Source organism: Pseudoalteromonas sp. J010 (assembly GCF_003934235.1).
Lineage (GTDB): Bacteria > Pseudomonadota > Gammaproteobacteria > Enterobacterales > Alteromonadaceae > Pseudoalteromonas > Pseudoalteromonas peptidolytica.
On sequence record NZ_RDBW01000013.1, the window covers coordinates 80,765 to 102,715 of the forward strand.

The 21,951-nt window shown below is 40.6% G+C and carries 19 protein-coding genes; 1 reads left to right on the forward strand and 18 read right to left on the reverse strand.

The annotated features are described in order from the left end of the window. Genes rfbF through EAG18_RS08990 form a run of 3 tightly spaced genes read right to left on the reverse strand, consistent with a single transcriptional unit; the run spans nucleotide 1 to nucleotide 3,773 of the window. The gene (gene rfbF / locus EAG18_RS08980) at nucleotides 1-771 is read right to left on the reverse strand and encodes a glucose-1-phosphate cytidylyltransferase (RefSeq protein WP_125252050.1); all 771 of its coding nucleotides are present in this window, start codon (nucleotides 769-771) and stop codon (nucleotides 1-3) included. A 22-nt stretch (nucleotides 772-793) separates the two neighbouring features. After that, nucleotides 794-2,503, reverse strand: coding sequence for a hypothetical protein (locus tag EAG18_RS08985; protein WP_125252051.1), 1,710 nt, complete (start codon nucleotides 2,501-2,503; stop codon nucleotides 794-796). After that, entirely contained in the window at nucleotides 2,493-3,773 is a 1,281-nt protein-coding gene (locus EAG18_RS08990) for a glycosyltransferase (RefSeq protein ID WP_125252052.1), read from the reverse strand. The genes EAG18_RS08985 and EAG18_RS08990 overlap by 11 nt, the downstream gene beginning before the upstream one ends. Nucleotides 3,774-3,873: 100 nt before the next feature. Here EAG18_RS08990 and EAG18_RS08995 point away from each other — a divergent pair, with 100 nt between their 5' ends. Next, entirely contained in the window at nucleotides 3,874-5,214 is a 1,341-nt protein-coding gene (locus tag EAG18_RS08995) for a glycosyltransferase family A protein (protein WP_125252053.1), read from the forward strand. Between the two features lie 59 nt (nucleotides 5,215-5,273). On the opposite strand, the gene EAG18_RS09000 is transcribed toward EAG18_RS08995, so the two are convergent. The 15 genes from EAG18_RS09000 to EAG18_RS09070 form a co-directional block, all read right to left on the reverse strand. Beyond that, nucleotides 5,274-7,367, reverse strand: a complete 2,094-nt coding sequence (locus EAG18_RS09000; RefSeq protein WP_125252054.1) for a 6-hydroxymethylpterin diphosphokinase MptE-like protein — start codon at nucleotides 7,365-7,367, stop codon at nucleotides 5,274-5,276. A 1-nt stretch (nucleotide 7,368) separates the two neighbouring features. Beyond that, nucleotides 7,369-7,668 (reverse strand): hypothetical protein, encoded by a 300-nt coding sequence (locus EAG18_RS09005; protein WP_125252055.1) that lies wholly within the window; start codon nucleotides 7,666-7,668, stop codon nucleotides 7,369-7,371. Continuing rightward, nucleotides 7,658-8,086, reverse strand: coding sequence for a flagellar export chaperone FliS (gene fliS, locus EAG18_RS09010; protein ID WP_125252056.1), 429 nt, complete (start codon nucleotides 8,084-8,086; stop codon nucleotides 7,658-7,660). Before fliS ends, EAG18_RS09005 begins: the two co-directional genes overlap by 11 nt. Nucleotides 8,087-8,103: 17 nt before the next feature. Beyond that, nucleotides 8,104-9,519, reverse strand: a complete 1,416-nt coding sequence (gene fliD / locus EAG18_RS09015) for a flagellar filament capping protein FliD (protein ID WP_125252057.1) — start codon at nucleotides 9,517-9,519, stop codon at nucleotides 8,104-8,106. Between the two features lie 19 nt (nucleotides 9,520-9,538). Continuing rightward, nucleotides 9,539-9,949, reverse strand: coding sequence for a flagellar protein FlaG (locus EAG18_RS09020; protein WP_125252058.1), 411 nt, complete (start codon nucleotides 9,947-9,949; stop codon nucleotides 9,539-9,541). Between the two features lie 81 nt (nucleotides 9,950-10,030). Next, on the reverse strand, nucleotides 10,031-10,993 hold the full coding sequence (locus EAG18_RS09025; RefSeq protein ID WP_125252059.1) for a flagellin: 963 nt from the start codon (nucleotides 10,991-10,993) through the stop codon (nucleotides 10,031-10,033). A gap of 157 nt (nucleotides 10,994-11,150) precedes the next feature. Next, the gene (locus EAG18_RS09030; RefSeq protein ID WP_125252060.1) at nucleotides 11,151-12,116 is read right to left on the reverse strand and encodes a flagellin; all 966 of its coding nucleotides are present in this window, start codon (nucleotides 12,114-12,116) and stop codon (nucleotides 11,151-11,153) included. A gap of 824 nt (nucleotides 12,117-12,940) precedes the next feature. Continuing rightward, a complete protein-coding gene (locus EAG18_RS09035; protein WP_125252061.1) occupies nucleotides 12,941-13,903 on the reverse strand; it encodes a flagellin in 963 nt (320 codons plus the stop codon). A 316-nt stretch (nucleotides 13,904-14,219) separates the two neighbouring features. Further along, nucleotides 14,220-15,455 (reverse strand): flagellar hook-associated protein FlgL, encoded by a 1,236-nt coding sequence (gene flgL / locus EAG18_RS09040; protein ID WP_125252062.1) that lies wholly within the window; start codon nucleotides 15,453-15,455, stop codon nucleotides 14,220-14,222. A gap of 2 nt (nucleotides 15,456-15,457) precedes the next feature. Then, complete coding sequence (locus EAG18_RS09045) at nucleotides 15,458-17,470, reverse strand: flagellar basal body rod C-terminal domain-containing protein (RefSeq protein ID WP_125252063.1); 2,013 nt, start codon at nucleotides 17,468-17,470, stop codon at nucleotides 15,458-15,460. 1 nt (nucleotide 17,471) lies between these two features. Beyond that, complete coding sequence (gene flgJ / locus EAG18_RS09050; RefSeq protein ID WP_125252064.1) at nucleotides 17,472-18,425, reverse strand: flagellar assembly peptidoglycan hydrolase FlgJ; 954 nt, start codon at nucleotides 18,423-18,425, stop codon at nucleotides 17,472-17,474. A gap of 105 nt (nucleotides 18,426-18,530) precedes the next feature. After that, on the reverse strand, nucleotides 18,531-19,640 hold the full coding sequence (locus EAG18_RS09055) for a flagellar basal body P-ring protein FlgI (RefSeq protein WP_125252065.1): 1,110 nt from the start codon (nucleotides 19,638-19,640) through the stop codon (nucleotides 18,531-18,533). An 11-nt stretch (nucleotides 19,641-19,651) separates the two neighbouring features. Then, nucleotides 19,652-20,335, reverse strand: coding sequence for a flagellar basal body L-ring protein FlgH (gene flgH, locus EAG18_RS09060; RefSeq protein WP_125252066.1), 684 nt, complete (start codon nucleotides 20,333-20,335; stop codon nucleotides 19,652-19,654). Between the two features lie 16 nt (nucleotides 20,336-20,351). Continuing rightward, nucleotides 20,352-21,140 (reverse strand): flagellar basal-body rod protein FlgG, encoded by a 789-nt coding sequence (gene flgG, locus EAG18_RS09065; protein WP_099640599.1) that lies wholly within the window; start codon nucleotides 21,138-21,140, stop codon nucleotides 20,352-20,354. 16 nt (nucleotides 21,141-21,156) lie between these two features. After that, entirely contained in the window at nucleotides 21,157-21,921 is a 765-nt protein-coding gene (locus tag EAG18_RS09070; protein ID WP_125252067.1) for a flagellar basal body rod protein FlgF, read from the reverse strand. Nucleotides 21,922-21,951: the final 30 nt, after the last annotated feature.

The window sequence follows — 21,951 nt, forward strand, 5'->3', positions numbered from 1 at the left end:
TCACCAAACCTTCCAAGGTGCTTTATTTGATTGCCACAGCGCTTCTAGCTGATTCTTATCCCTCAATGTATCCATTGCATGCCAGAAACCTTTATGCTTATAGGCGTTTAACTGTTCATCTGCTACCAGCTTTCTCAGAGGAGCATCTTCAAAACTGTCGTTTATACCATCTAAATAGTCAAACACTTCTGGCTCTAACACGAAAAAGCCTCCATTGATCCAAGCTCCATCTCCAGCTGGCTTTTCTTGAAACGAGACAACCTTACTACCATCAACATCCAATGCTCCATAACGTCCTGGGGGTTGAATTGCAGTAACTGTAGCAACCTTTCCTGCATTTCTGTGAGACGAAATAGTGTCTTGAATCGGCAGATCAGTAACGCCATCTCCATATGTGAAGCAAAATGTATCGTCCCCAACATAATCTTTTACTCTTCGTAATCTCTCACCAGTCATACTTGTGTCTCCAGTATCGACTAGAGTGACTTTCCAAGGCTCCGCATGCTTTTGGTGAACTGTCATCTCATTTTTAGACATGTCAAATGTTACATCTGACATATGTAGAAAATAGTTCGCGAAATATTCTTTAATTATATATCCCTTATACCCTAAACATATTATAAAATCATTGATTCCATTGGCTGAATAGATTTTCATTATATGCCATAGTATGGGTTTACTTCCTATCATAATCATTGGCTTCGGACGAAGATGTGACTCCTCGCAAATCCTAGTACCAAGGCCTCCAGCTAAAATAACAGCTTTAGTCACAATATTCTCCAATCAAAGGCAGTTAGTTAAAATAGAAAAACTCTAGTTCTTCGTTTATGTTATTAGAAACAGAGTATAAAATTTCTTCATACGATGAGAGTGAAGTAATCACAACTGGCCCATCTTTATTATTTAATGAAGAAGCATCCTCAATTAATACACCCTCTACTCGAGTTCCGCATTTGTTAGGATCAGAATCAACCACTCTCGCTACCTTTTTTGGGTGTGGCACTTTTTTTATCACCTTAGCGGCTAATTCTGATGAGCCATATATTTGTATAGAGTCTACTTCTTCGAAAAAATCTTCCAGGCTAACAACTGCCACATTACTACCTCTTAAATATAGGGTTTTTTCTTCTTTCTTTTTATTTAAGCTTTGAAAAGTATTCACACTAAACCATGAGTCTGGCTCATTGCCTAATGTGTTTAAAAGCTCCACCCTATAGCTATTTTCTATCGCGCTAAATATTTCAAAAAGTTCACATTCATACTTCTTATTTTTATCCACGCAAAACCAAGACTTTATTATTTCAAAGCTGCTTGACCAAAAAAAACTTTGTAAGCCTGAACCATTATAGTCACTTGTCTTGGAAAACGAATCTAGAATCAATTTAACGGATAGTACATTGCTAAAGATGAGAAAATGTTTAACGGCTAGCCAGTGATATGGCTGACTTCCAAGGAGATATGCTTCGTAAATTCTTTCGTCTGTCGTAGCATTGCTAGCCATACCAAATGTAGGAAAGCCACTCAGAGTTGATCCGCTATTTTCCCTAAGCTGACGGTAAAAGTCCACAAAGCTATCAACAGATGCTCCTTGGTTAAAATAAGGCCGCTTTGATAATTGAGGTTTAGCTTTTTTTATTGCAACACTCAAATAGTTTGGGTCTTTTATGTACTCCTCTAGCTCTAAAACTACAATTGGACAGTTCGATGCTTCAAAGAATACATGCTCACTATATTGACGGTGACAAATAAAAGTACCAGCATTTTTATAATCATAAATATAACTTTTTGAGTCACTGAAAAAGAAATTTTTCTGTTCCTCAAATCGTTCTCGAACGCTTTTTATCAACGGATGCTCTAAGTCTTTTGGAAATGGCCTAAAGACTAGCTTTTTATTTGGAAAAATTTTAAGTAAAGAATCTATAATAGAAGGTAAGTACTGAAGCTTCTCTTGACACTCAATATCAAGGTTTGAGAGATGATATATAATATCTGATCCTCCCTCATATGAGTTTTTAAGATAATCTAATTTTGGCGAACCAAACGGAACGACTCTTGTCCCTCTAAAATTACGATAATCTAATTCAACTGGAATAGAATCTCGCCATAATGAATCATCAAATGGGATCCATTCTCTAATCGCAAGAATGAAGTCAAAATCAAATATACCACCATATTCTTTTAAAGACTTCTTAATAGGTATATCAGGACCATGGGGCAATAAGACTCTGAAACCTTTGTAGTAGGTTAAAATTTCAAAGGGAAAATTCGATTCTGGAAATACAATCAAATAGCACCTTTCAATTTTATACTTTTCATTTGCGCCACAAAAAAATACGTTACTTCTTCGCTCGATTTCATCAGAGAAATCAGAATCTTTTATTACCAATATTTTAAAGCTTTTATTTTTACTCAATTCATTGATAAATAATTCAAATAAGTCAAGCCCCGGTGAGTCAAAGACCACAAAACCAATATCAAAGCTTTCAGCTTCTTTAAAAAGCATGTTTTAGCCCTAACATCTTCACTGAAGTACGGACATACTCTTGTTGATACTTGATAGCATCGTAAATAGATAATCCATTCTCAAAAACACTCTTTCTCGGTGCTGCTATACCTTTCTCCCAATGTAAACTAGCGAGTTCTGAAGCTGCAACATTACTTACAGGAACGTTAGATTTAATCAACCCGCTATGATAAATTTCATATTCACATGCCTCTACATCATCTTCTAAGCGTGGAGACCCTCTGAACTTGCTAAGCTGATTATTTATTTCTAAAAGCAATAATTCTTTTTCACAGGAGTCTGGTTCATCAATATTCTGTGCTTCTTTTAGTGCCCAACCCAAGAAGTTAACTTTATTGATCTCTGCTTGCTTTAGCAATCCATATTGTGACAGCTGTGACACCCTTAAATAGTCGGCTGATATATTGGCGCTATGCCCAAACCACACACCTTTAAATAGCATTGACTCTCTGAATTTCTCCTTGCTACTGAAGTAGTAGGTGGAGCTTTCAATACATTTTTCGATCGATTTCTTAGTTTGCTCTCCATAGGAATATTCTGGAACATTTAAGACCAACATTAAACTGATCCCTATATCTAGACACTTAGGGTTTTCATTTAATATCCCTAGCATAGAAGTAAAATCAGGTGAACAAGGCGGGAAAATTAAACCAAAATTTTCTTTTACTTTTTTTATAACAGAACTTCGAACAAAACCGCTATATATCTTCCCATAATTGTTTCTGTTACGGTATTTTCGATAAAAAAGCGGCTGAGAAAATTCAAATCTCCGCTCTAATTCTTCCGATGCTGAATACTCAATGCTGTCATAAGGCTTCATTAAAGGGTGATACTCACCATTTAAACGCTCATTGTTTACTTCTTTGCACTCGAAATGTTCAAACTGCCAAGTTACGACGTCATAACTATGTAGGTTTTCCAGCTTCGAGATCGATGTCAAAAAGTGCTTTGTAAACATGAACTTATCAGATATTATTGTTACCCATTCACCTTTAGCAAATTGTATAGCATATTCCCAGTTTTCACACATATTGAGTCGATTAATTGGGCGTACATATTTGACTTTTACGTTTGAAAGTAGCTCACAAAGCGCTTTGGTTTCGGTCAGAGGAATGGTGCCGTTATCAGATATGATAATTTCATAATTTTGAAAATCTTGCTCCAGCAAAAGTTTCAAACAGTGGAGGACGAGCTCCGGCCTATCTTTTGTAGGTAACACAATCGAGAATTGAGGATACTGTTGTGACATAAATATTGTTGGTAATACTATATAATTTTATTATCGGCTCAAATGAAAAATACTTAAATCTAAATATTCGAACCTTTGACTTATGAAATAGTGAGTATACATGAAACAACTAAAGCATTCTCCAAATCAATTAAAGAAACAACCTCTTGTTTCCATTATAATACCATGCTTCAATGATCCTACAAATGTTCACTATGCAATTCAAAGCTGTATTGAGCAGACATACACCAATATAGAAGTGATCATTATCGATGACGGCTCTGTGCCTAAACTCAATATTGATTTTCAATTGTATCCTCCTAATGTAAAACTCGTTCATCAGAAAAACCAGGGCGTTGCAAAAGCAAGAAATTATGGCGTTAAGCTTTGTAAAGGGGAATATCTCAAGTTCTTAGATTCAGATGATGAGCTGCTACCAACATGCGTAGAGACCCAAGTTAAACAACTACTAAATAGCAGTGACACTATTTCATTTATTGGTTATCGAACTGTCTTTGGGAAGAAGAGTATTGAAGGCACTCCAAAGTTTGATAACTTTTTAGACGCAATTTTTCAAGGTAATATTGCACCACTCCATTGTGGTTTATATCCAAAATCAGCTATTGAGAATATAGGAGGTTTTGGTCATGAAGGACCTATAGGTGAATCATTTGAAGATTACGATTTTCACGTAAAACTCGCGTTCTCAAATATACATACCATCGTTAGTCATGATGTCGGTGTAATATACAAAAAAAGGCCTCAAAGCCGCTCTTCAGACCAAAAAAAAGCTTTCAGTGCAAACATATTTATCTTAAAACAGGCAATAGCCCACATTGAAAAACCAAATGAAGAACTATCAAATAGCATCATTAATGGATTATGTGACCTTGCAATACAATCAGGTCAATACTCAACATTATTCACGGAATTCCAGCTGATACTTAAAAAGCTACGGTTCTCTGATAAATCTGAAAAGACTTTTCGCTACAAAATTATAGCTTCAAACCGTCTAAAGTGTGGCTCCGAGTCGGCTAAGAAATGGTGGCGCCTTATTTTTGACGCGTTACCAGCAACTACTCCCCCCACATCAGACCTTATTCCACCAACTTATTCCGTCAGAGCTTCAAGCCTTGAACTACACACACATAAGTTTGATGGTCCTTTACTAGCCGAAGCACTTATGCGATGCCTTAAAGCTAGAGACATTTATTTATGGGGTGTAAGCCCCACAAGTGAACAATGGATACAAATGCTTCACTTTTTTGGTAAAGCCCCTACTGCTCTTGTGGATTCGAACCCGCAAGCTGCTAGCTTTAATGGACACAACTGCATAAAACCAGAATCTCTGACGCTAGGTAAAGAGGATGTCATTATCATTTGTTCTAAATCAGCATATTTCGCTATTTATGAATCCTGCATTGGCTACGGCTGGGAAGAAAATATTATACATTTTGTATGAACGACGCTCTAGGTAATGCCGGTCTCAGAGAGAGCCGCATTACCTAAAGTCCATCCTTGTTAATTTCTATGGTATAGCTCCCAGTCACACTTTTCTAACAGCTGGGCAGAACAGTGTTCTTTCATCTCTTCTAGATAGGCTATCCATAATTGATTTAAGTCTTTATATATCCCCAAAGAATTTTCGCTGTCATCATACTTAAATAAGTGAGTGATCATAGGACAATGATAGTAAAGCAAAGATCCTTTAATTATATGAAAAATGTGACTATAGCGAGTGTTTCTAAAGGCAAATAAATATCGCTCTTGCCGTTGCAAGTTATTAGAAGCATCGTTAACGGTGCTAACACTCTCCTTAGCTATTGAAATTAGGTGGTCGAATACTTCAAGCGTCAGCTCTCTGTCTAAAGACTGATTACCTAACCCTTGTAATCCTAGATCCTCGAATTCTGCTTTAATTTTCCCAATGATATTTTGCTTATCAAAGTGATAATCCAAATCCATCAAATCACTTGCGGTTGTCGGCAAAGTGCCTTTGATTAAAGCACCATCACCGATATTAAATATTGTCGCAGGTTTGATAGAAATTAGGTCTTCCAGCTGGCGGTTAGACATTCTATAGGTCTGATTAGTTTCAACGACACCGCCTAAATTGCCAGGTAACGCGCTGCCATCTAGCTTCATCGGCCAGTACTTAAATTGAGTTTCCTTATTCTCATCGCTGTAGACACTTAGTTTCGAGTGTGAAGCACCATCTACCGAACGGCCGTTATCAACACCGCAAAGATATATATTCTTGAACCCTAAGTGTAAGGCATATGATAAACCAGTATTTGACACCAATGGGTTTGAGTATGCGGTTGTTGATAAGCCTCGATGCCCTTTTTTAGCTAACTGAACATTAATAAAATCTGTTCCAGCTTCATTTCCTTTTAAGGAAAAGCCTACCCACTTGTAGAGGTCAACGGTATCAGGATAAATAGTGTTAACGCCGAGCAAGTTGAGTTCTGAATATACCTCTTTTGGAGCCATATCCAGAACCGCTTGATAGTTCCTATAAGGACGTTCAACTAAAATATGAAAGTCAGGCATCACTCCCATTTTTAACAATGAAGTCAACGCTGTACCACAAGCAAATATAATCGCTTTGTCTTGATTGTTGATGATAAAATCTTGACACACATCCAATGATGGGCCATTGCCAACGATTATGATAGGGACATCTTTAAACGCTGAAACAGGAGCTCGCTTTGCGTCATAAAATGGTACACCCTTGGCAACATTAAAATATGAGTGTGAGAGCCCAGTTACTGCGTCGTTATAAAATCCATGACCAAATTGAAACTGAAAATAATCTTTGAAAAAGTTAGCAATACTTTCATTTATGTCAGGTAACGGATAGTGTTGATAACAGAAGCTTCTAACTATTGAAAATGCGCCAATGTTTTCAACTGTTTTTTTCAGCTCACCCACCAACTCATCAGGTTTACAACCTAAATAAAAGAATAAACAGCCACCGCTAGAGTCTATATCTTTAATTATTTTTGACCAATCTATACAGAATAGGCTTGCAAAAAACAGCTTAAAATCCGGTTCAATTATAAAGGTATAAGAGAATGATGTATGATCGAGTAACTTAGGAATATGGTAACCCAATCCAACACCAAATATCATTGCGGTTGGAAAGTGCTCGGGTAGCTTTGTTAGTTTTCGAGGTTCCCCGGCGTCTGAAAGCGATTGTAGATACGTTGATAGCTCTCTCATATATCGGACATGCACCCGCATGTCTCTATAGTCAGAATTATTTTTCGTGTACTCGGTGAGTGTAAAAACGGGAGCCGCTATCGCTTTTTCGACTTGCTGCTCAATTTGCTTTGAGGGTTCACTAGAATAAAATCTCGCATTATTTTTGAGAACGTCTATATTAGCGAAACCATCCGACTCGACATGTAAGCAAAAATTTTCGTCAACGTTATACTCTTCAATAGCCTGTGCAATGCTGGGATAATATTGAGAGAAGCTATTTAAATTATCTGCAAACCTGCGATTTGCCTCTGTTGCAAATTCCGCTTCTCTTCTTGACTGCTCAATTGAAGTGACAGCGATATCTGATAATTCTTGAATCTGATTTTCTAGGGATTTGTCATCGGTCATATTAACGAAACTGCTTATAGATAAGAACTTTTTTATTGTTTTGCTTGCGTTCAAGTAACTCTTTTCGCGTAGAGTGCTGTAGCTCAGCAACCTCACTGATTATTTTTCCGTATTCCTCAGCGATAATTCTAAGCTCATCAACTTCAGCTTGACTTCTCGTCCTTTTTTCGGAGATGTACTCCTTCAAGTCTTCAGCTAATGAAGACTCTAAGCTTGAAGCACTATCCAGCTCCCCATTTTGAATGTCTTTTCGGATCAATTCAAGCCGAGCAAATAACTGCTTTAGTACTTTACCCGACATTATAACTGTCTTGGTTCTCGGCGATTGTTTTGTGTCTGATCTCCGACGGAATCGCATCCCAAGCAGACTTTATTTCTTTAAGAAGGCTACTAACTTCATCAACTAACGCCGGATCGTTATTAATTGACGCATCGAGCAATCTGTCAAGCATGTAAGAGTATAGAGCAAAGAGGTTGTCAGTCACCTCACCACCAACTTTAAAATCTAAGCTGCTTCTAAGCGCTTCAATTATTGCCGACGCTTTTGACAGATGCTCTGCTTTTGCTTCTAGCTGCTTTTTCTCTATTGATACTTTCGCAAGTACGAGCTTTTCAACAGCGCCAGCCATCAACATCTGTATTATCTCATATCGATCAGCCCCTGCAACTCTCGTTTTTAACGCTTCTCTTTGGTAATTTTTTACTCGAGCATTATACATAACCATTGCCCCTAAATTTATTTAGACTTTGTAAAACCAGGTAAATTCGCTAGCTGTGCTCCCAGATAAGATTGAGTTTGTTGCATCTGTGCAATTAAAACATCCAAACCAGCATATTTCTTTCTGAGACTTTCTTCCAACGACTCCATTCTGTATTCGTGGTTGCTAACATCATCTTTTAAATCTTCAAGCTGGCTATTTAAGCTATTTTGCCTCTGCTTCAAGATACCACTGGAATCAGCATAGTTGCCAAGCAACTCTTCAAGCTTCTTAGCAACACCGTTTTCACCAGCAAATGCCGTGCCAATATCATCAAAATTTTCATCCATTGCTTCATTTAAGCTTCGGACTAGGGATGATTTTTCAAGGTAACCGTCATCTTTCACACCGATACCTATATCAAAAATTGATTCAAACGGCCCAGCATCAACTAGTTCTGATGACAGCGTAGTAATTAACTGGTCGCTTAACGACCTCATAGAAGAGTCACCATTCAGGGGCTTTGATGCTCTAGTTTGCAGTCCTATCATACCTATAAGGTTATTGTAGTTTGCGATAAACTCATCAACCAACTTTGTCACTGATTCGCGGTCGTAGTCGATATTCAATTTTGCGGTTTCATAACCGTCAGTATCATTGCCTTCACTCACTTCCAATGCCTTAATTGTCATATCTTGTACGGCATTCTTAAAAGTATTTGTTGAGCTAGTTACCTCTAACCCATCTACAGTGATTACAGCATTTTGCGCGTCCTGAACCGAGGTCATACCAGCTGTACCACCTGCAAATGGAGATGTGCTGACAGCATCTAGTTCAGCTGTATCAGACGTGATGGTCAAGTTATTTCCATCGCCTGTAACGTTTGACGTTAGCACTAACTTAGAACCGACACTTGTGTTTCCTGTATTAACAATATTAGCAGTCACACCGAAATTTGAGTCTGAGGAATTTATTGCATCTCGTAATTCCGCAAGCGTCATACCAGCCGCCACATCAAGAGTAAAAGCCTTATCTGCACCCGCACCGAAGGTCAATGTTCCTCCCGATGCACTTACCACAGCGTCTGTAGAATCAAAAGAAGCGTCGGCAGACACAACTCGGCTGCCTTCAGCAAGTTGCTTGACTGCGACTTTAAAGTTACCTGTAGAAATATCAGAGGTAGGCGTTACGCTTATAATATCTCCCGCAGTTGGCTGTCTTATATTAGCGACTCGTTTACCAAAGTTTTTTGGGTCTGCTAACTTTTCCATCGTATCTTGGAGCTTTGAAACCGCACCTTTCACTTCACCAATAGAGGAAAGTTCTACAGTCAACGACTCCTTCTTCTTGGTAAACGCCTGCATTTTAGGAACATTTTCGGCATCTATCGATGCTTTGATAATGCTTTCAAGGTTAAGCCCTGAACCTACACCAGCTGAAGTAATTAATGGCATAACTCCCCCTTAAGATAATTCATGCTGTTTCATCGAACAGCAAACCTCTACTAGATACTTTATCGGCAAACTCTTCCAATGCTTTAGCCACTTCCCTAAACTCTTCTGATGGTATCTCGCGGATCACTTTATTGCTCTCTGAATCTATTACCTTGACAATCGGCGGATCGCCCTCTTCATCAAACTCAAATTGTAAATCCGTCGATGTGACGGGAATAAACTGATTTACTTTTTCAAGATTTTGCTTTATTTCAGCAACCAGGTTACTTTTGCTTTGCTCGTCTTCACGAGCTTTGTGCGTGTCTCGCCCTGTTTCTAGTTGCTCTACTGCTCTTGTCGTCTCAGCTCCACGTTCATCTTTTGACAATTCGTCAGGCTTTTGCTGCAAAACATTTGGCCCCGAATGTGTTGAAACTTGTATTTCTTTCACAACACACCTCCGAAATAAACCTAGTTTACAGTATACGTCAAGTTCGTGAATTATTCACAAACTTGACGCTACTGTTGTTCATTAACCTAACAACGATAACGCCACTTGTGGACGCTGGTTCGCCTGGCTAAGAATTGAACTACTTGCTTGCTGGAGAATCTGCATTTTTGTTAAATTTGCAGTTTCCTGTGCAAAGTCAGTATCTTGAATACGAGATCGCGCAGCTGTCAAATTCTCGGCAACGTTTGATTGATTTCGTATCGTAGACTGGAAACGGTTTTGCACCGCACCTAGCTCAGCACGCTTCTTGTCAACTACTGCGATTAACGCATCCATACCAGCCATAACTGCTTGCGCATTTGCTTGTGTAGATACCGAAATACCACTGGCAGTAAATACACCAGAAAAGCTAGTTGCATCTGCTGAAGCACCTACTGAGGTACTAATGGTTCCCGCTGTTGCACTTAAAGAAGCACCGGTTACGCCACTGGCGATACCAGCTATACCCGACAAAGTAAACCCGCCATTAGCAACCAAGCTATTTGTAGTAGCACCCACATTTTGCATACTAAAGCTGATCGTTTGTACGGCATCAGCACCAACTTGGAAGTTTGCGTCATAGCTGCCGTCAAGCAAGTTTTGACCACCAAATGTGGTATCTGCAGCAACCCTATTCACTTCTTTAGATAGCGACTGGATCTCTTCTTGTATTGCTAAGCGGTCTTCATCGGTATTAGAGCCGTTAGAAGCCTGCTGTGCCAATGTGCGAATACGCTGAAACATTTGTGTTGTCTCATCTAGCGCACCTTCAGCTGTTTGTGCCAATGATATACCATCATTTGCATTTCGAATGCCCTGATTCAGACCATTGATTTGACCTGTAAGACGATTAGATATCTGCATACCAGCAGCATCATCTTTCGCACTATTTATACGAAAACCTGAAGATAGTCTTTTAAAGGACGTATCAAGTGAATTCGCAGAGTTCATTAACTGACGCTGCGCATTTAATGAGCTAACGTTAGTATTTACATATAAAGCCATAATAGCCTCCGCTTTATCAATTTTAATCAAAGCGTCGGGATACCCCTACCCTTCAGCTTCGACGAGTTAGAGTCCTAAAGTTATAGTTCTCTAACTCTGCTATCGACTGACAAAGAAAAAGCTTTAGCTTTTTTTTAAATAATTTGACTATTCAGTTTTAACCCTGAAGTAAACTTAGTGCTGCTTGCGGTCTTTGGTTAGCCTGACCGAGTATGGTCTGACTTGCCTGTTGTAAGATCTGGTTCTTAGTCAACTTAGCCGTTTCTAAAGCAAAGTCGGCATCTTTAATTCGAGATTTTGCAGCTGATAAATTCTCAGCTATATTTGCTTGGTTTCGAATCGTAGATTGGAAGCGGTTTTGAACTGCACCAAGCTCAGCACGTTTTTTGTCCACCACAGCAATTAACGCATCCATACCAGCCATCACCGCTTGAGCATTGGCTTGAGTTGATACAGATATACCAGACGCTGTATAAACTGCAGCGAAGCTTGTTGCATCAGCTGAGACTCCAACAGATGTACTAATGGTGCCTGCAACAGCACTAAGAGAGGCGCCACTTACACCACTTGCTATGCCTGCAATACCTGACAAAGTAAAGCCGCCATTTGACACCATACTATTAGACGTTGCCCCAACAAACTGCATACTAAAGCCTATTGTTTGAACAGCATCAGCGCCAACTTGGAAGTTAGCTGCGTATGTGCCATCAAGCAAGTTTTGACCACCAAACGTGGTGTCGGAGGCAACACGGTTGACTTCTTTGGCTAGCTGCTGAATTTCTTCTTGGATCGCTAACCTGTCTTCATCAGTGTTAGAGCCGTTAGCTGCTTGCTGTGAAAGCGTTCTGATCCGCTGAAACATCGACGTAATTTCATCCATCGCCCCTTCTGCAGTCTGTGCCAAAGAAATACCATCATTAGCATTTCGGTTTCCTTGATTCAGACCCATAATTTGTGATTGAAGACGGTCGGAAATTTGTAGACCAGCCGCATCATCTGCCGCACTATTGATGCGCATACCTGATGATAAACGTTTAAAAGAAGTATCTAGTTCATTGCCAGAATTAGTTAGTTGTCTTTGTGCGTTAATAGCACTGACATTAGTATTTACATATAAAGCCATAACTCACTCTCTTTTTGTCAAATCAATTATCTAATTGATAGATAGTTAAATGACAAAGCGGCACTTATGCATCGGGTGTTCAACCAACTAAGGCAACCAATTGCCACTTTGACGCCAAAATTAACTCTGACAAGATACAAGCAATATACAGGCCAACAATAAAATACGTATTCTAAATAGTGAAGTCGATAGGAATTATCTAACCTTAGATTTGGTTAAGGAATGTTCCAACTCATTGTTGCTAAGCCACAACTTAGTTTATCCTTGTCTAGTCAGAGAGTTTAGGGAAAACACCGCTTCCGCGTCCAGCTCTCGCTAAGGTATTAATTATCAGGAGCTTAGGTTATCTACTTGAGCAATACCATGAGTTGAGAGAGTGAGTTGAAGTAGGGAAGTAGTTGTAGCAACTTCTATTGCGTTACTGTACTGCCAAACAACCTAGATCAATACATGAGTTTCAACTGCGAAATATCAGAAGATTAGCAGTAATAATATTTTTCTTTAATTCTGCTATGACCAGTCGCAAAGAGTAATTTACCACAGTAGCATAAGAAGGCGTTACTAGTGATGACTCAGTTCTCAGGGGCTCCCCAACTTGCGTCAATAAACTATCTATATAAAAAAGAGGCCCAAGAGCCTCTTTTTGTTTTAATTTTGAGAGTGAGTGTCATTTTTCCAGCACAAAGTTGGCATGCTATGTGCTTTAATTAACGTGTTCATTGTTTAAATGAACGCAGTTGGATTTTAAGCTCCTCCGCTTTATCATCCAATTCGGTGTCTAGGCAAATACCCCATTCGGCCTAGGCACCCTTACCTTCCTATTCTTATCCTAGTAGACTCAAAGCCGCCTGAGGACGCTGGTTAGCCTGACTCAAGATTGTTTGGCTAGCCTGTTGAAGGATCTGCATTTTTGTTAAGTTTGCCGTTTCTTGCGCAAAGTCTGTATCTTTGATACGAGATTTAGCAGCAGATAAGTTTTCAGCAATATTCGACTGGTTACGAATTGTTGACTGGAATCGGTTCTGTACCGCACCAAGCTCAGCACGTTTCTTATCAACTACTGCAATCAAAGCATCCATACCAGCCATTACTGCTTGCGCATTAGCTTGTGTCGATACTGAAATACCTGATGCAGTGAAAACACCAGAGAAACTTGTTGCATCCGCTGAAACCCCAACAGAAGTACTGATCGTTCCGGCAGTTGCACTCAACGAAGCTCCGGTTACACCACTTGCAATACCTGCGATACCTGAAAGCGTAAAGCCGCCATTTGCCACTAAGCTGTTCGTAGTCGCGCCTACAGTTTGCATACTGAAGCTGATTGTTTGAACAGCATCGGCACCTACTTGGAAGTTAGCAGCATATGAGCCGTCAAGTAGGTTTTGACCACCAAACGTTGTATCTGCTGCAACACGGTTTACTTCTTTTGATAGAGATTGGATCTCTTCTTGAATCGCCAATCTATCTTCGTCAGTATTAGAGCCGTTTGCTGCTTGTTGTGCTAGCGTACGGATACGCTGGAACATTGAGGTAACTTCGTCCATTGCACCTTCTGCAGTTTGTGCTAGAGAGATGCCGTCGTTTGCGTTACGATTACCTTGGTTTAGACCGTTAATTTGTGATGTTAAACGGTCTGAAATTTGTAGACCTGCCGCATCGTCAGCTGCGCTGTTAATACGAAAGCCTGAAGATAGACGCTTGAATGATGTATCTAGTGAGTTACCAGAATTCATTAATTGTCTTTGTGCGTTCAATGAACTTACGTTAGTATTTACATAAAGTGCCATGATGGTTCTCCCACTTTAAATCGAGTCTTTCACTCTCAAACTTAGATTCTTTTCCAACCTTTGAATGTTTTTCACTCTCCGGCTTGGTTAATTAAGTTATCGGTCGGCAAAATATTTCCTTTAGTGTTTTTTTTAAAAAAAAATTATCATCATGATTAGTATAGATTTTTATCTTGAAACCAAACTATTTGACAAAGTTTTGACGGCAAGACATTACCAGCCTTAAATAATTACTAACTATATATAATTCAGACTGTTGGGTGAGAAAGGTAAAGTTTTAGTAGTTGTAGGGGAAGCAGCCTATAAAGGCTGCGTTTTAACGAATGTAGTCCAGTAAAGAAAGGTTAGTTAAACGACCAAATGTAGCCTGAGAAGCCTGTAAAGCAGTTTCATGCTTAGTAAGCTCAGAAATCGCAGAATAAAAGTCAACTTCCATCAGCGCTGCTTTGTTAGCTTTGTTATCCACATCAAGATCGGAGTTAGCTTGTTTGACTAGTTTTGCAGCATTAAGTCTACCACCAAGTCCTGCTTGAGCCTGTGATACCTTTATCTTTGCGTTATCCAAACCCGTAATGCCATCTGCAAGTACTTGTTTGTAATCTTCACCCGTAATGCTTGGGTCTCGTAAAGAGGTGATCATAGACTCCAACGTGTTCAGAATATTTTCTTTCTGAGGCTTTTCTAGATCAAAGCTGATTTGCCCAGGTGCTGCGCCATCATACTTAAACTCCATCCCTGCTACTTTTACCGCATTACCTTCAAAGGTACCAGTCGAGATAACCGTACCGCCTTGCTCCAACTGATAGGTGTTTGGTGTGCCTGCAGCTATCACTAAATCGAAAGTATTAGCTCCTGCAGGAGCGGCAGGGTCTGCGTTGTAGTTTGCTTTGTGAAATTTATCAAATACTGCTTGCTCATCAACATAGACAGATGCCGAGGTCACCCCGCCAGATACAACCCCTGTATTTGAGGTAATATTAAGACGTTTGTCAGCACTCTCAAAAACGTCAAAGCCATTGTCACTTGAACGAACTTCAACACTCTCTGCTATTTTTATTTTATGTTGACCTTGGTCGCCGTTATAAACATACTCTCCGCTCGCTGAATCGAAGCTATAAGTTTGCGTATTGTCTTGATAACCAGAAAATATGAATTTTCCGTCTTCACTTTTGGAGTTCATCAAATCCAAAATCGTGTCTTGGATTGATTCTAACTCGTCAGCAATTGATGCACGGTCAACATCCGACAGGCCACCATTACCCGCCTGAATGGATTTTGCATACGCACTATCTATCGCTGTTTTAATATTTTCCAAAACTGACTCTTGGGTATCCAACCGCGATGACAACATCGTTAGATTTTTTGTGTACTGATCATTTGCTTGAATTCTATCGTCAAACAACATTGCTCTGGCAGTCGCGGAAGCGTCATCTGACGCACTCAACACCCGCTTTTGAGTATTAAGCTGTTGTGTGGCTTTATTAACATCTTGCTGATTACGCAAAATAGAATTGAGATTTGAATTAAAAATTTGATTTTGAGATAAACGCATAATTACCTCGCGGCACTTAATAAGGTATCAAATACAGTTCTAGCTGCAGATATAACCTGCGCTGATGCTGAATATGATTGTTGAAAACGTAATAGGTTTGCGGCTTCTTCATCCAAGTTTACGCCAGATAAAGATTCAAACCAGGCACTGGATTGGCTAGCAAGCGCCTCAAAGGCTGCACTATTTGTTTTTGCCTGATTGGTGATAACACCAACACCTGTCACAATATCGGCATACGCCTCGTTAAACGTTTTATGACTTTCGGTGCTGCCGGTAGATTCCACATTCTGTCTCACTAAATCTGACGATTTCAGGCCATCTAACGCAGCACCATTACGGTTATCATCAAAACCACCTGTATTAAAACTAATCTTGAAGCTGTCACCTGTATTCGGCGTTCCTTCAATGTCGAATGTAAATCCAAGATTATTAAACGGTGCAGGAGCTGCGCCAACTGTCGATAGTATATCTTTACCATTAGCAGGCGCGGTAAAGGTGTGATTCACCCCCGACGCACTAGTCAATGTGTACTCATCAGCATTTGCTGTTTTAGTTAACGTGTACGGACCATCATTTAATGTTGGCGGCGTTGTGGCCGTAAATGCACTTGTTGTTGGGTCGGTATCCGTTACCGTGCCCGCTGATATTGTCGCCGTTCCGTTATTATCAGCCGACTTTTCAGTACGAATAGGCGATGCCAGTGCCAGCGCTTCAGGTCTTTGCGTTGCTAGCTCTAGACTCGTAGCCGCTTGTTGATTTAGTTTTACTAGGAACTTATCTCCGGTTGCCCCTGCACCGGTTACATTCATTTGCAAACCAAAATAATCGCCGGTACCTGTTATAACACCTGCAGCAATGGTACCAGTCGTGGGATTACCAACAGGGTTACCTTTTGCATCTACTGCAGTAATTTCTACTGTTGTCGCACTGGTGTAAGTGACTTGGAAGTCCGTCGCTGGCAACTCATTGCCGCGGCCAGGCTCGAGCGTTGCCGTTAATGCAGCTGTGCCGGTATTATCGCTATAAGCAAAGCCACCTACAGTAGGGATTTTAAACAGGTCTCCACCAATATTACCGTCTAAGTCCATCCCTAACTTATTTTGTTGATTAAAGGCATCCGCTAATGCAAGTCCTATCTGACCTAGTTGATTTTGTGCTGGAATTAATACTTCGTCTCTAAAAGCAAGTAATCCACCTATTTTTCCCTTCAAACTGCCACTATCTAACTCTAGCTGCACAACATTTTTATCTTTGATGTCCAGAACAAGTGATTTGTGGTTAGGATCAGGATCTCCTTTGTTTGCAAACAGGTTAAACGCCCCTCCTTGCATAACGAGGGCATCACCCGTACCAAGAAAAACAAGCTTCTCGCCATTTTCACCATCGAGTGTTTCAATGTCTACCAGCTCAGCTAGATCTTTAATTGCTTGGTCTCGCTCGTTGAGTACACTGTGATCAACGCTCTTAAGATTAAGCGCTGACTGACTCGCAACTTGTTTGTTCAGCTCACTAATTTTTTGTACTAAGTTGTTTGCCTCTTGCGAAAAAATATCAAGCTGGTCATTCACAATACTACTTTGGTCAACCACAATACCTGACAGCCTGTCCATTTGATCAATTAATCCCTGTGCACCTGTCATAAACAAAGAGCGATTTGTGGTAGATGATGGCAAATTTACTGCACTCTGAAGATTATTAAACATTGCGTTAATGCTTTTACTCAGGCTGTTAGACTCTTGAGCAAATAACGTATCAACACGACTGGACTCAGTCACAAACTGCTCGTAGTAAGATTGGTTTGAAATATCTCGGTTCAACTGTTGCTGTGCGAACTGATTAAGTAGGCGCACGGTTTCACCACGACCAACCATACCACCAATCATCGTACCGTGTTCCGTTCTCTCACGGATATAACCTTTGGTATTAAGGTTTGCGATGTTTTTACTGGTAGTTTGCAGTAATTCTGAGTTTGCTCTAACTCCTGCAGCTCCAATGTTTAATAGATCAAATGACATTTCATCTGACTCCCTTTGTTAACGCACCAGATACCAAATCGGATATATCTATGCGTTTTAAAACAGACTTAATTTTGTTGGCATAATTTGGGTCAGTTGCATAACCCGCACTTTGTAATTCATCAAGATAAGCATGACTGTCATCGGCTTTGGCAAGTGCTTGTTTATATCTAGGATTTTCTTGAAGAAAACTGACATAATCATTAAAACTTTGCTCTAATGAATGATAAGCACGAAAATGTGCTTGCTTCTTCACAGGCAATCCGCCTTCAAACTCAAGCGTCGATTTTTTGGCACTCTCACCATCCCAACGGCCATCAGCCTTAATATTAAAGAGATTAAAACTACTACTACCATCATGTTTACTAATAATGTGTTTGCCCCACCCTGTTTCTAATGCTGCTTGTGCAACCATTACCGCAGGATTTAACCCCAGCTTTTTCGCAGCTGACTGCGCATAGTTCCAGACACTCTCGACGAACTCTTTAGGCGAACCAAACCCTGTTTGTTCATCACTACTTTGTGTGCTCAAAGCGTCTGACTGCTTTATTGTTGTTGGAGCTGGTTGGTTGGTCGCAATGTCAGCGTCGGCACGTAGGACAGAAGCTGGCTTATACTTCTCRGAATTAGGTGATAGTTGTTGCACGATAAGGTCTGCAAGCCCTAAGCTACCTTTTTCAGATAAGTGCATAGAAAGTTGCTGATCGTGCATTTCTTCAAAGAATTTCACGCCACTAGAGTTGAAAGGACTATCTTTATCTTCTAGCGCTTCATTCGCTTTTCTCATACTTTGCAATAACATCTGTGTGAAAATCGATTCAAACTGCTGTGCAGCTTTTTTCAGCGCTTGATCTGACGCTCCCTGATCACCAGCTCCCTTGAGTGCCTCTTTACGGATCGAGTCAAGGTTCCCTAAATCGAAAAAGCTTTGATTTTTTAACTGATCGGTATTCATAACACTACGCACTATTTACAATTCTATAGTTCAAACAATGCAATATACGAGCCAAAAAAAAAGCCTCACTATTGTGAGGCTAACTAGTTGATTAATAATAAAACACTATATGACGACTAATTGACCATTTATGGCACCAGCCTCTTTTAATGCTTCTAGAATCGCCATTAAATCACCCGGAGCAGCCCCGACTTGATTAATCGCTCTTACTAAATCGTCAAGACTAACACCTGGGTCAAATACAAAAGCACGAGAGTCATCCTGATCCACATCAATGATACTTTGCTGTGTAACCACGGTTTCACCATTTGCAAGCTCATTCGGTTGTGAAACATTTTGCTGTTCAGCAATCGTCACTGTCAGTCCACCATGAGTAATAGCCGCTGGTTGAAGTTTGACATTTTTTCCTATCACAATAGTCCCAGTTCTTGAGTTGACAATAATCTTAGCGGCAGTGTCCGCAGGTTTAAACTCAAGGTTTTCCAGTGTCGAAAGGTAGGCGACACGCTGCGATGGGTCGCGTGGTGCAATTACTCTAACAGAGGCAGCGTCCATCGGCTTTGCACTATTTGGTCCCACCAAATCGTTAATGGTATCAGCCAGACGCTTTGCAGTTGTGAAGTCAGGTCTATTAAGGTTGAAGGTAATATAATCACCTTGCGTAAATGGACTTGGGACTGCGCGCTCAACAGTTGCTCCATTAGCCACTCGTCCAACTGTAGGTGTATTAATAACGACCCGACTGCCATCAGCACCGTCTGCACCTAACCCGCCAACAATCAAACTTCCTTGGGCAATAGCGTATACGTTACCGTCAACCCCCTTTAGGAAGGTTTGCAATAAAGTACCGCCGCGCAAGCTACCAGCACTACCAATCGATGAAACCGTCACGTCAATGGTTTGACCAGGCTTCACAAAAGGAGGCAAATCAGCATGTACTGCCACCGCAGCCACATTCTTGATTTTCGGCTTAAGCGATGCGGGCATAGTGATCCCAAAGCTATTAAGCATTGCTTTGAAGCTTTGCTCTGTGAATCTGGTTTGCTCCCCAGTTCCAGGAAGACCAACCACTAGTCCATACCCCACTAGCTGGTTCGAACGAACACCTTCAACCATACTGACGTCTTTTACCCGCTCTGCAGCAGCGAAGGATGGATAAAGTATTAGTGATGCAGTAACGCAACTAAAGAGAAAATACTTAAGAAATTGAATCATTTTCTGCATCCTTAAAATGGCATGATGGCACTCATGAAGAAACTAGTTAACCAACCCGCACTTTGTACTTCTTGTTGATCGCCTTTACCGGAATATTGGATCCTCGCATTCGCAACTCGATTGGATTCGACCGTGTTATCGGCAGTCACATCTTGCGGTCTAACCAGCCCTTCCAGTCGAATAAACTCTTCTCCGGTATTAAGTGTTAACCACTTCTCCCCACGGATCACCAAATTTCCATTAGGTAGTACACGCGTCACATTCACAGAAATATTGCCAAACAGACTATTTGACTGATTCGACTTCGAATCGCCTGAAAATGACGAGCTAGATTTCGCACCAAACTGAATTGCTTCATTACCTATGTTTATTGCGTTGGCACCCAAACCAATAATGGGATCTAAGCTTGAGTCACTTGACTTATCTAACTCTGAATTAGCTGCTTTTGTTGCCTGAGTCGTCTCGCGTAGCACGATCGTAATAATGTCCCCGACCCTCAACGCTTTTTTATCTGCATACAAATCATTTGAAAATTGTGTATTAAACAGTGATCCTGTCGCTACTATCTGTACTTGGTTATCTTCAGGATAAATCGGTGCATAATACGGGTCATCACGCACCACACTTTTGTTTTGGGTCGTACTACATCCAGACAATGCAGCTACCGTTACTATGGCCAAATATAATGCACGCATATTACCCCCTACCCAATTACAACTGCTGGTTAATGTAGCTCAACATCTGGTCAACAGATGAGATAACTTTAGAGTTCATTTCATAGACACGCTGCGTTTCAATCAGATTAACTAATTCTTCAGTAACGTTTACGTTCGATGTCTCAAGTGCTCCTTGAACGATTTTACCAAGCCCTTCTACACTCGGGTTACCTTGCACTGGGGCACCGCTTACCGCTGTCTCTGTATATAAGTTCTGCCCTATCGGCTCTAGACCTGAAGGGTTAATGAAGTCACTAATAGTCAACTGGCCAATAACAACATTTTCAGCTTGACCAGCAACACGGACTGATACTTCACCGTCCTGCGATATAGTGATTGATTGAGCATCATCAGGCACGTTCATCTCTGGCAACACTGGGAAGCCCGCACCTGATGTGACGACGCGACCTTCTTCATCAGTGGTAAATTGTCCGTTGCGAGAATAGGCCGTCGTTCCATCCGGCATTTGTATTTCAAAAAAGCCAGGGCCTTGGATCATCCAGTCTAAAGAGTTTTCTGTACTCAACATGTTGCCTTGTGAGAAATTCTTTTGGTTCGCCACCACTTTAGCACCGGCACCAAGCATCAGACCTGAAGGCAACTCTGTATCCTGAGAGCTTCTTCCTCCTGGCTGGTTAATATTTTGGTATAACAAATCTTCAAAAATCGCACGACTCTTTTTATATCCAACAGTACTGGCGTTAGCCAAGTTGTTAGAGATAACTGAAATATCGGTTTGTTGTGCATCCAAACCGGTTTTACTTATCCACAATGCAGGATTCATAATTTCTACCTCACTCTTAAACTATGCGTAGGAGCGAAGTGTGTCGCTCATCTATTTCTTCAGCTGTTTTCATCAGCTTAATTTGCATTTCAAATTGTCTTTGATGATTGATCATATCAACCATCTCGTGAACTGGATTTACATTAGACATTTCTAGGAAGCCGCTCATCACTTTGGCGGTAGGTGATACCTCACAAAAACCGCAGAACCCATCTTCCAAAGTGTCTTCTTTGGGCCTGAATAGGCCGTCATTTCCTTTTTCTAGTTTGCTACCATCGGCCTCTATAATCTTTAGCCTATCAACAACCTCTAGAAAATTAGCAGGCGCTCCTTGAGGACGAACTTGAATAGACCCATCATCGCTAAACACCACTTTATCTACAGGTATAGGCAGAACAATCGGCCCACCTTCGCCAATAAGTTGACGCCCATGAGCAGTAACTAACGCACCATCATTACGAATATTTAACGTACCAACTTTGGTATATGCTTCTTCGCCTGATGCGTCAACAACACTGATCCAAGACTTATCATCAACAGCTATATCTAGCTCTCGACCTGTTTCGACTATTGCACCACCAATCATATTGGTTCCAGGGCGCTCTTGCATCGCAAACACACGCGTAGGTAACCCTTCACCAAATGCCTGCATTGAACGAGCCTGCGCAAAATCCGCTTTGAAGCCAGTCGTGTTGGCATTTGCAAGGTTATTCGCTTTTAGCGCCACACCGCGTAAGCTTTGCTTAGCGCCTGACATTGCGATATACACCATTTTATCCATGACGATGACCTATAAAATTCTAACTTACTA

Bases quoted from the DNA above. Each gene is read 5' to 3' on its own strand.
- EAG18_RS08985 (WP_125252051.1), bottom strand. From the start codon at position 2,503: ATGCTTTTTAAAGAAGCTGAAAGCTTTGATATTGGTTTTGTGGTCTTT.
- EAG18_RS08990 (WP_125252052.1), bottom strand. From the start codon at position 3,773: ATGTCACAACAGTATCCTCAATTCTCGATTGTGTTACCTACAAAAGAT.
- EAG18_RS08995 (WP_125252053.1), top strand. From the start codon at position 3,874: ATGAAACAACTAAAGCATTCTCCAAATCAATTAAAGAAACAACCTCTT.
- EAG18_RS09000 (WP_125252054.1), bottom strand. From the start codon at position 7,367: ATGACCGATGACAAATCCCTAGAAAATCAGATTCAAGAATTATCAGAT.
- EAG18_RS09005 (WP_125252055.1), bottom strand. From the start codon at position 7,668: ATGTCGGGTAAAGTACTAAAGCAGTTATTTGCTCGGCTTGAATTGATC.
- fliS (WP_125252056.1), bottom strand. From the start codon at position 8,086: ATGTATAATGCTCGAGTAAAAAATTACCAAAGAGAAGCGTTAAAAACG.
- fliD (WP_125252057.1), bottom strand. From the start codon at position 9,519: ATGCCATTAATTACTTCAGCTGGTGTAGGTTCAGGGCTTAACCTTGAA.
- EAG18_RS09025 (WP_125252059.1), bottom strand. From the start codon at position 10,993: ATGGCTTTATATGTAAATACTAACGTTAGCTCATTAAATGCGCAGCGT.
- EAG18_RS09030 (WP_125252060.1), bottom strand. From the start codon at position 12,116: ATGGCTTTATATGTAAATACTAATGTCAGTGCTATTAACGCACAAAGA.
- EAG18_RS09035 (WP_125252061.1), bottom strand. From the start codon at position 13,903: ATGGCACTTTATGTAAATACTAACGTAAGTTCATTGAACGCACAAAGA.
- flgL (WP_125252062.1), bottom strand. From the start codon at position 15,455: ATGCGTTTATCTCAAAATCAAATTTTTAATTCAAATCTCAATTCTATT.
- EAG18_RS09045 (WP_125252063.1), bottom strand. From the start codon at position 17,470: ATGTCATTTGATCTATTAAACATTGGAGCTGCAGGAGTTAGAGCAAAC.
- EAG18_RS09055 (WP_125252065.1), bottom strand. From the start codon at position 19,640: ATGATTCAATTTCTTAAGTATTTTCTCTTTAGTTGCGTTACTGCATCA.
- flgH (WP_125252066.1), bottom strand. From the start codon at position 20,335: ATGCGTGCATTATATTTGGCCATAGTAACGGTAGCTGCATTGTCTGGA.
- flgG (WP_099640599.1), bottom strand. From the start codon at position 21,140: ATGAATCCTGCATTGTGGATAAGTAAAACCGGTTTGGATGCACAACAA.
- EAG18_RS09070 (WP_125252067.1), bottom strand. From the start codon at position 21,921: ATGGATAAAATGGTGTATATCGCAATGTCAGGCGCTAAGCAAAGCTTA.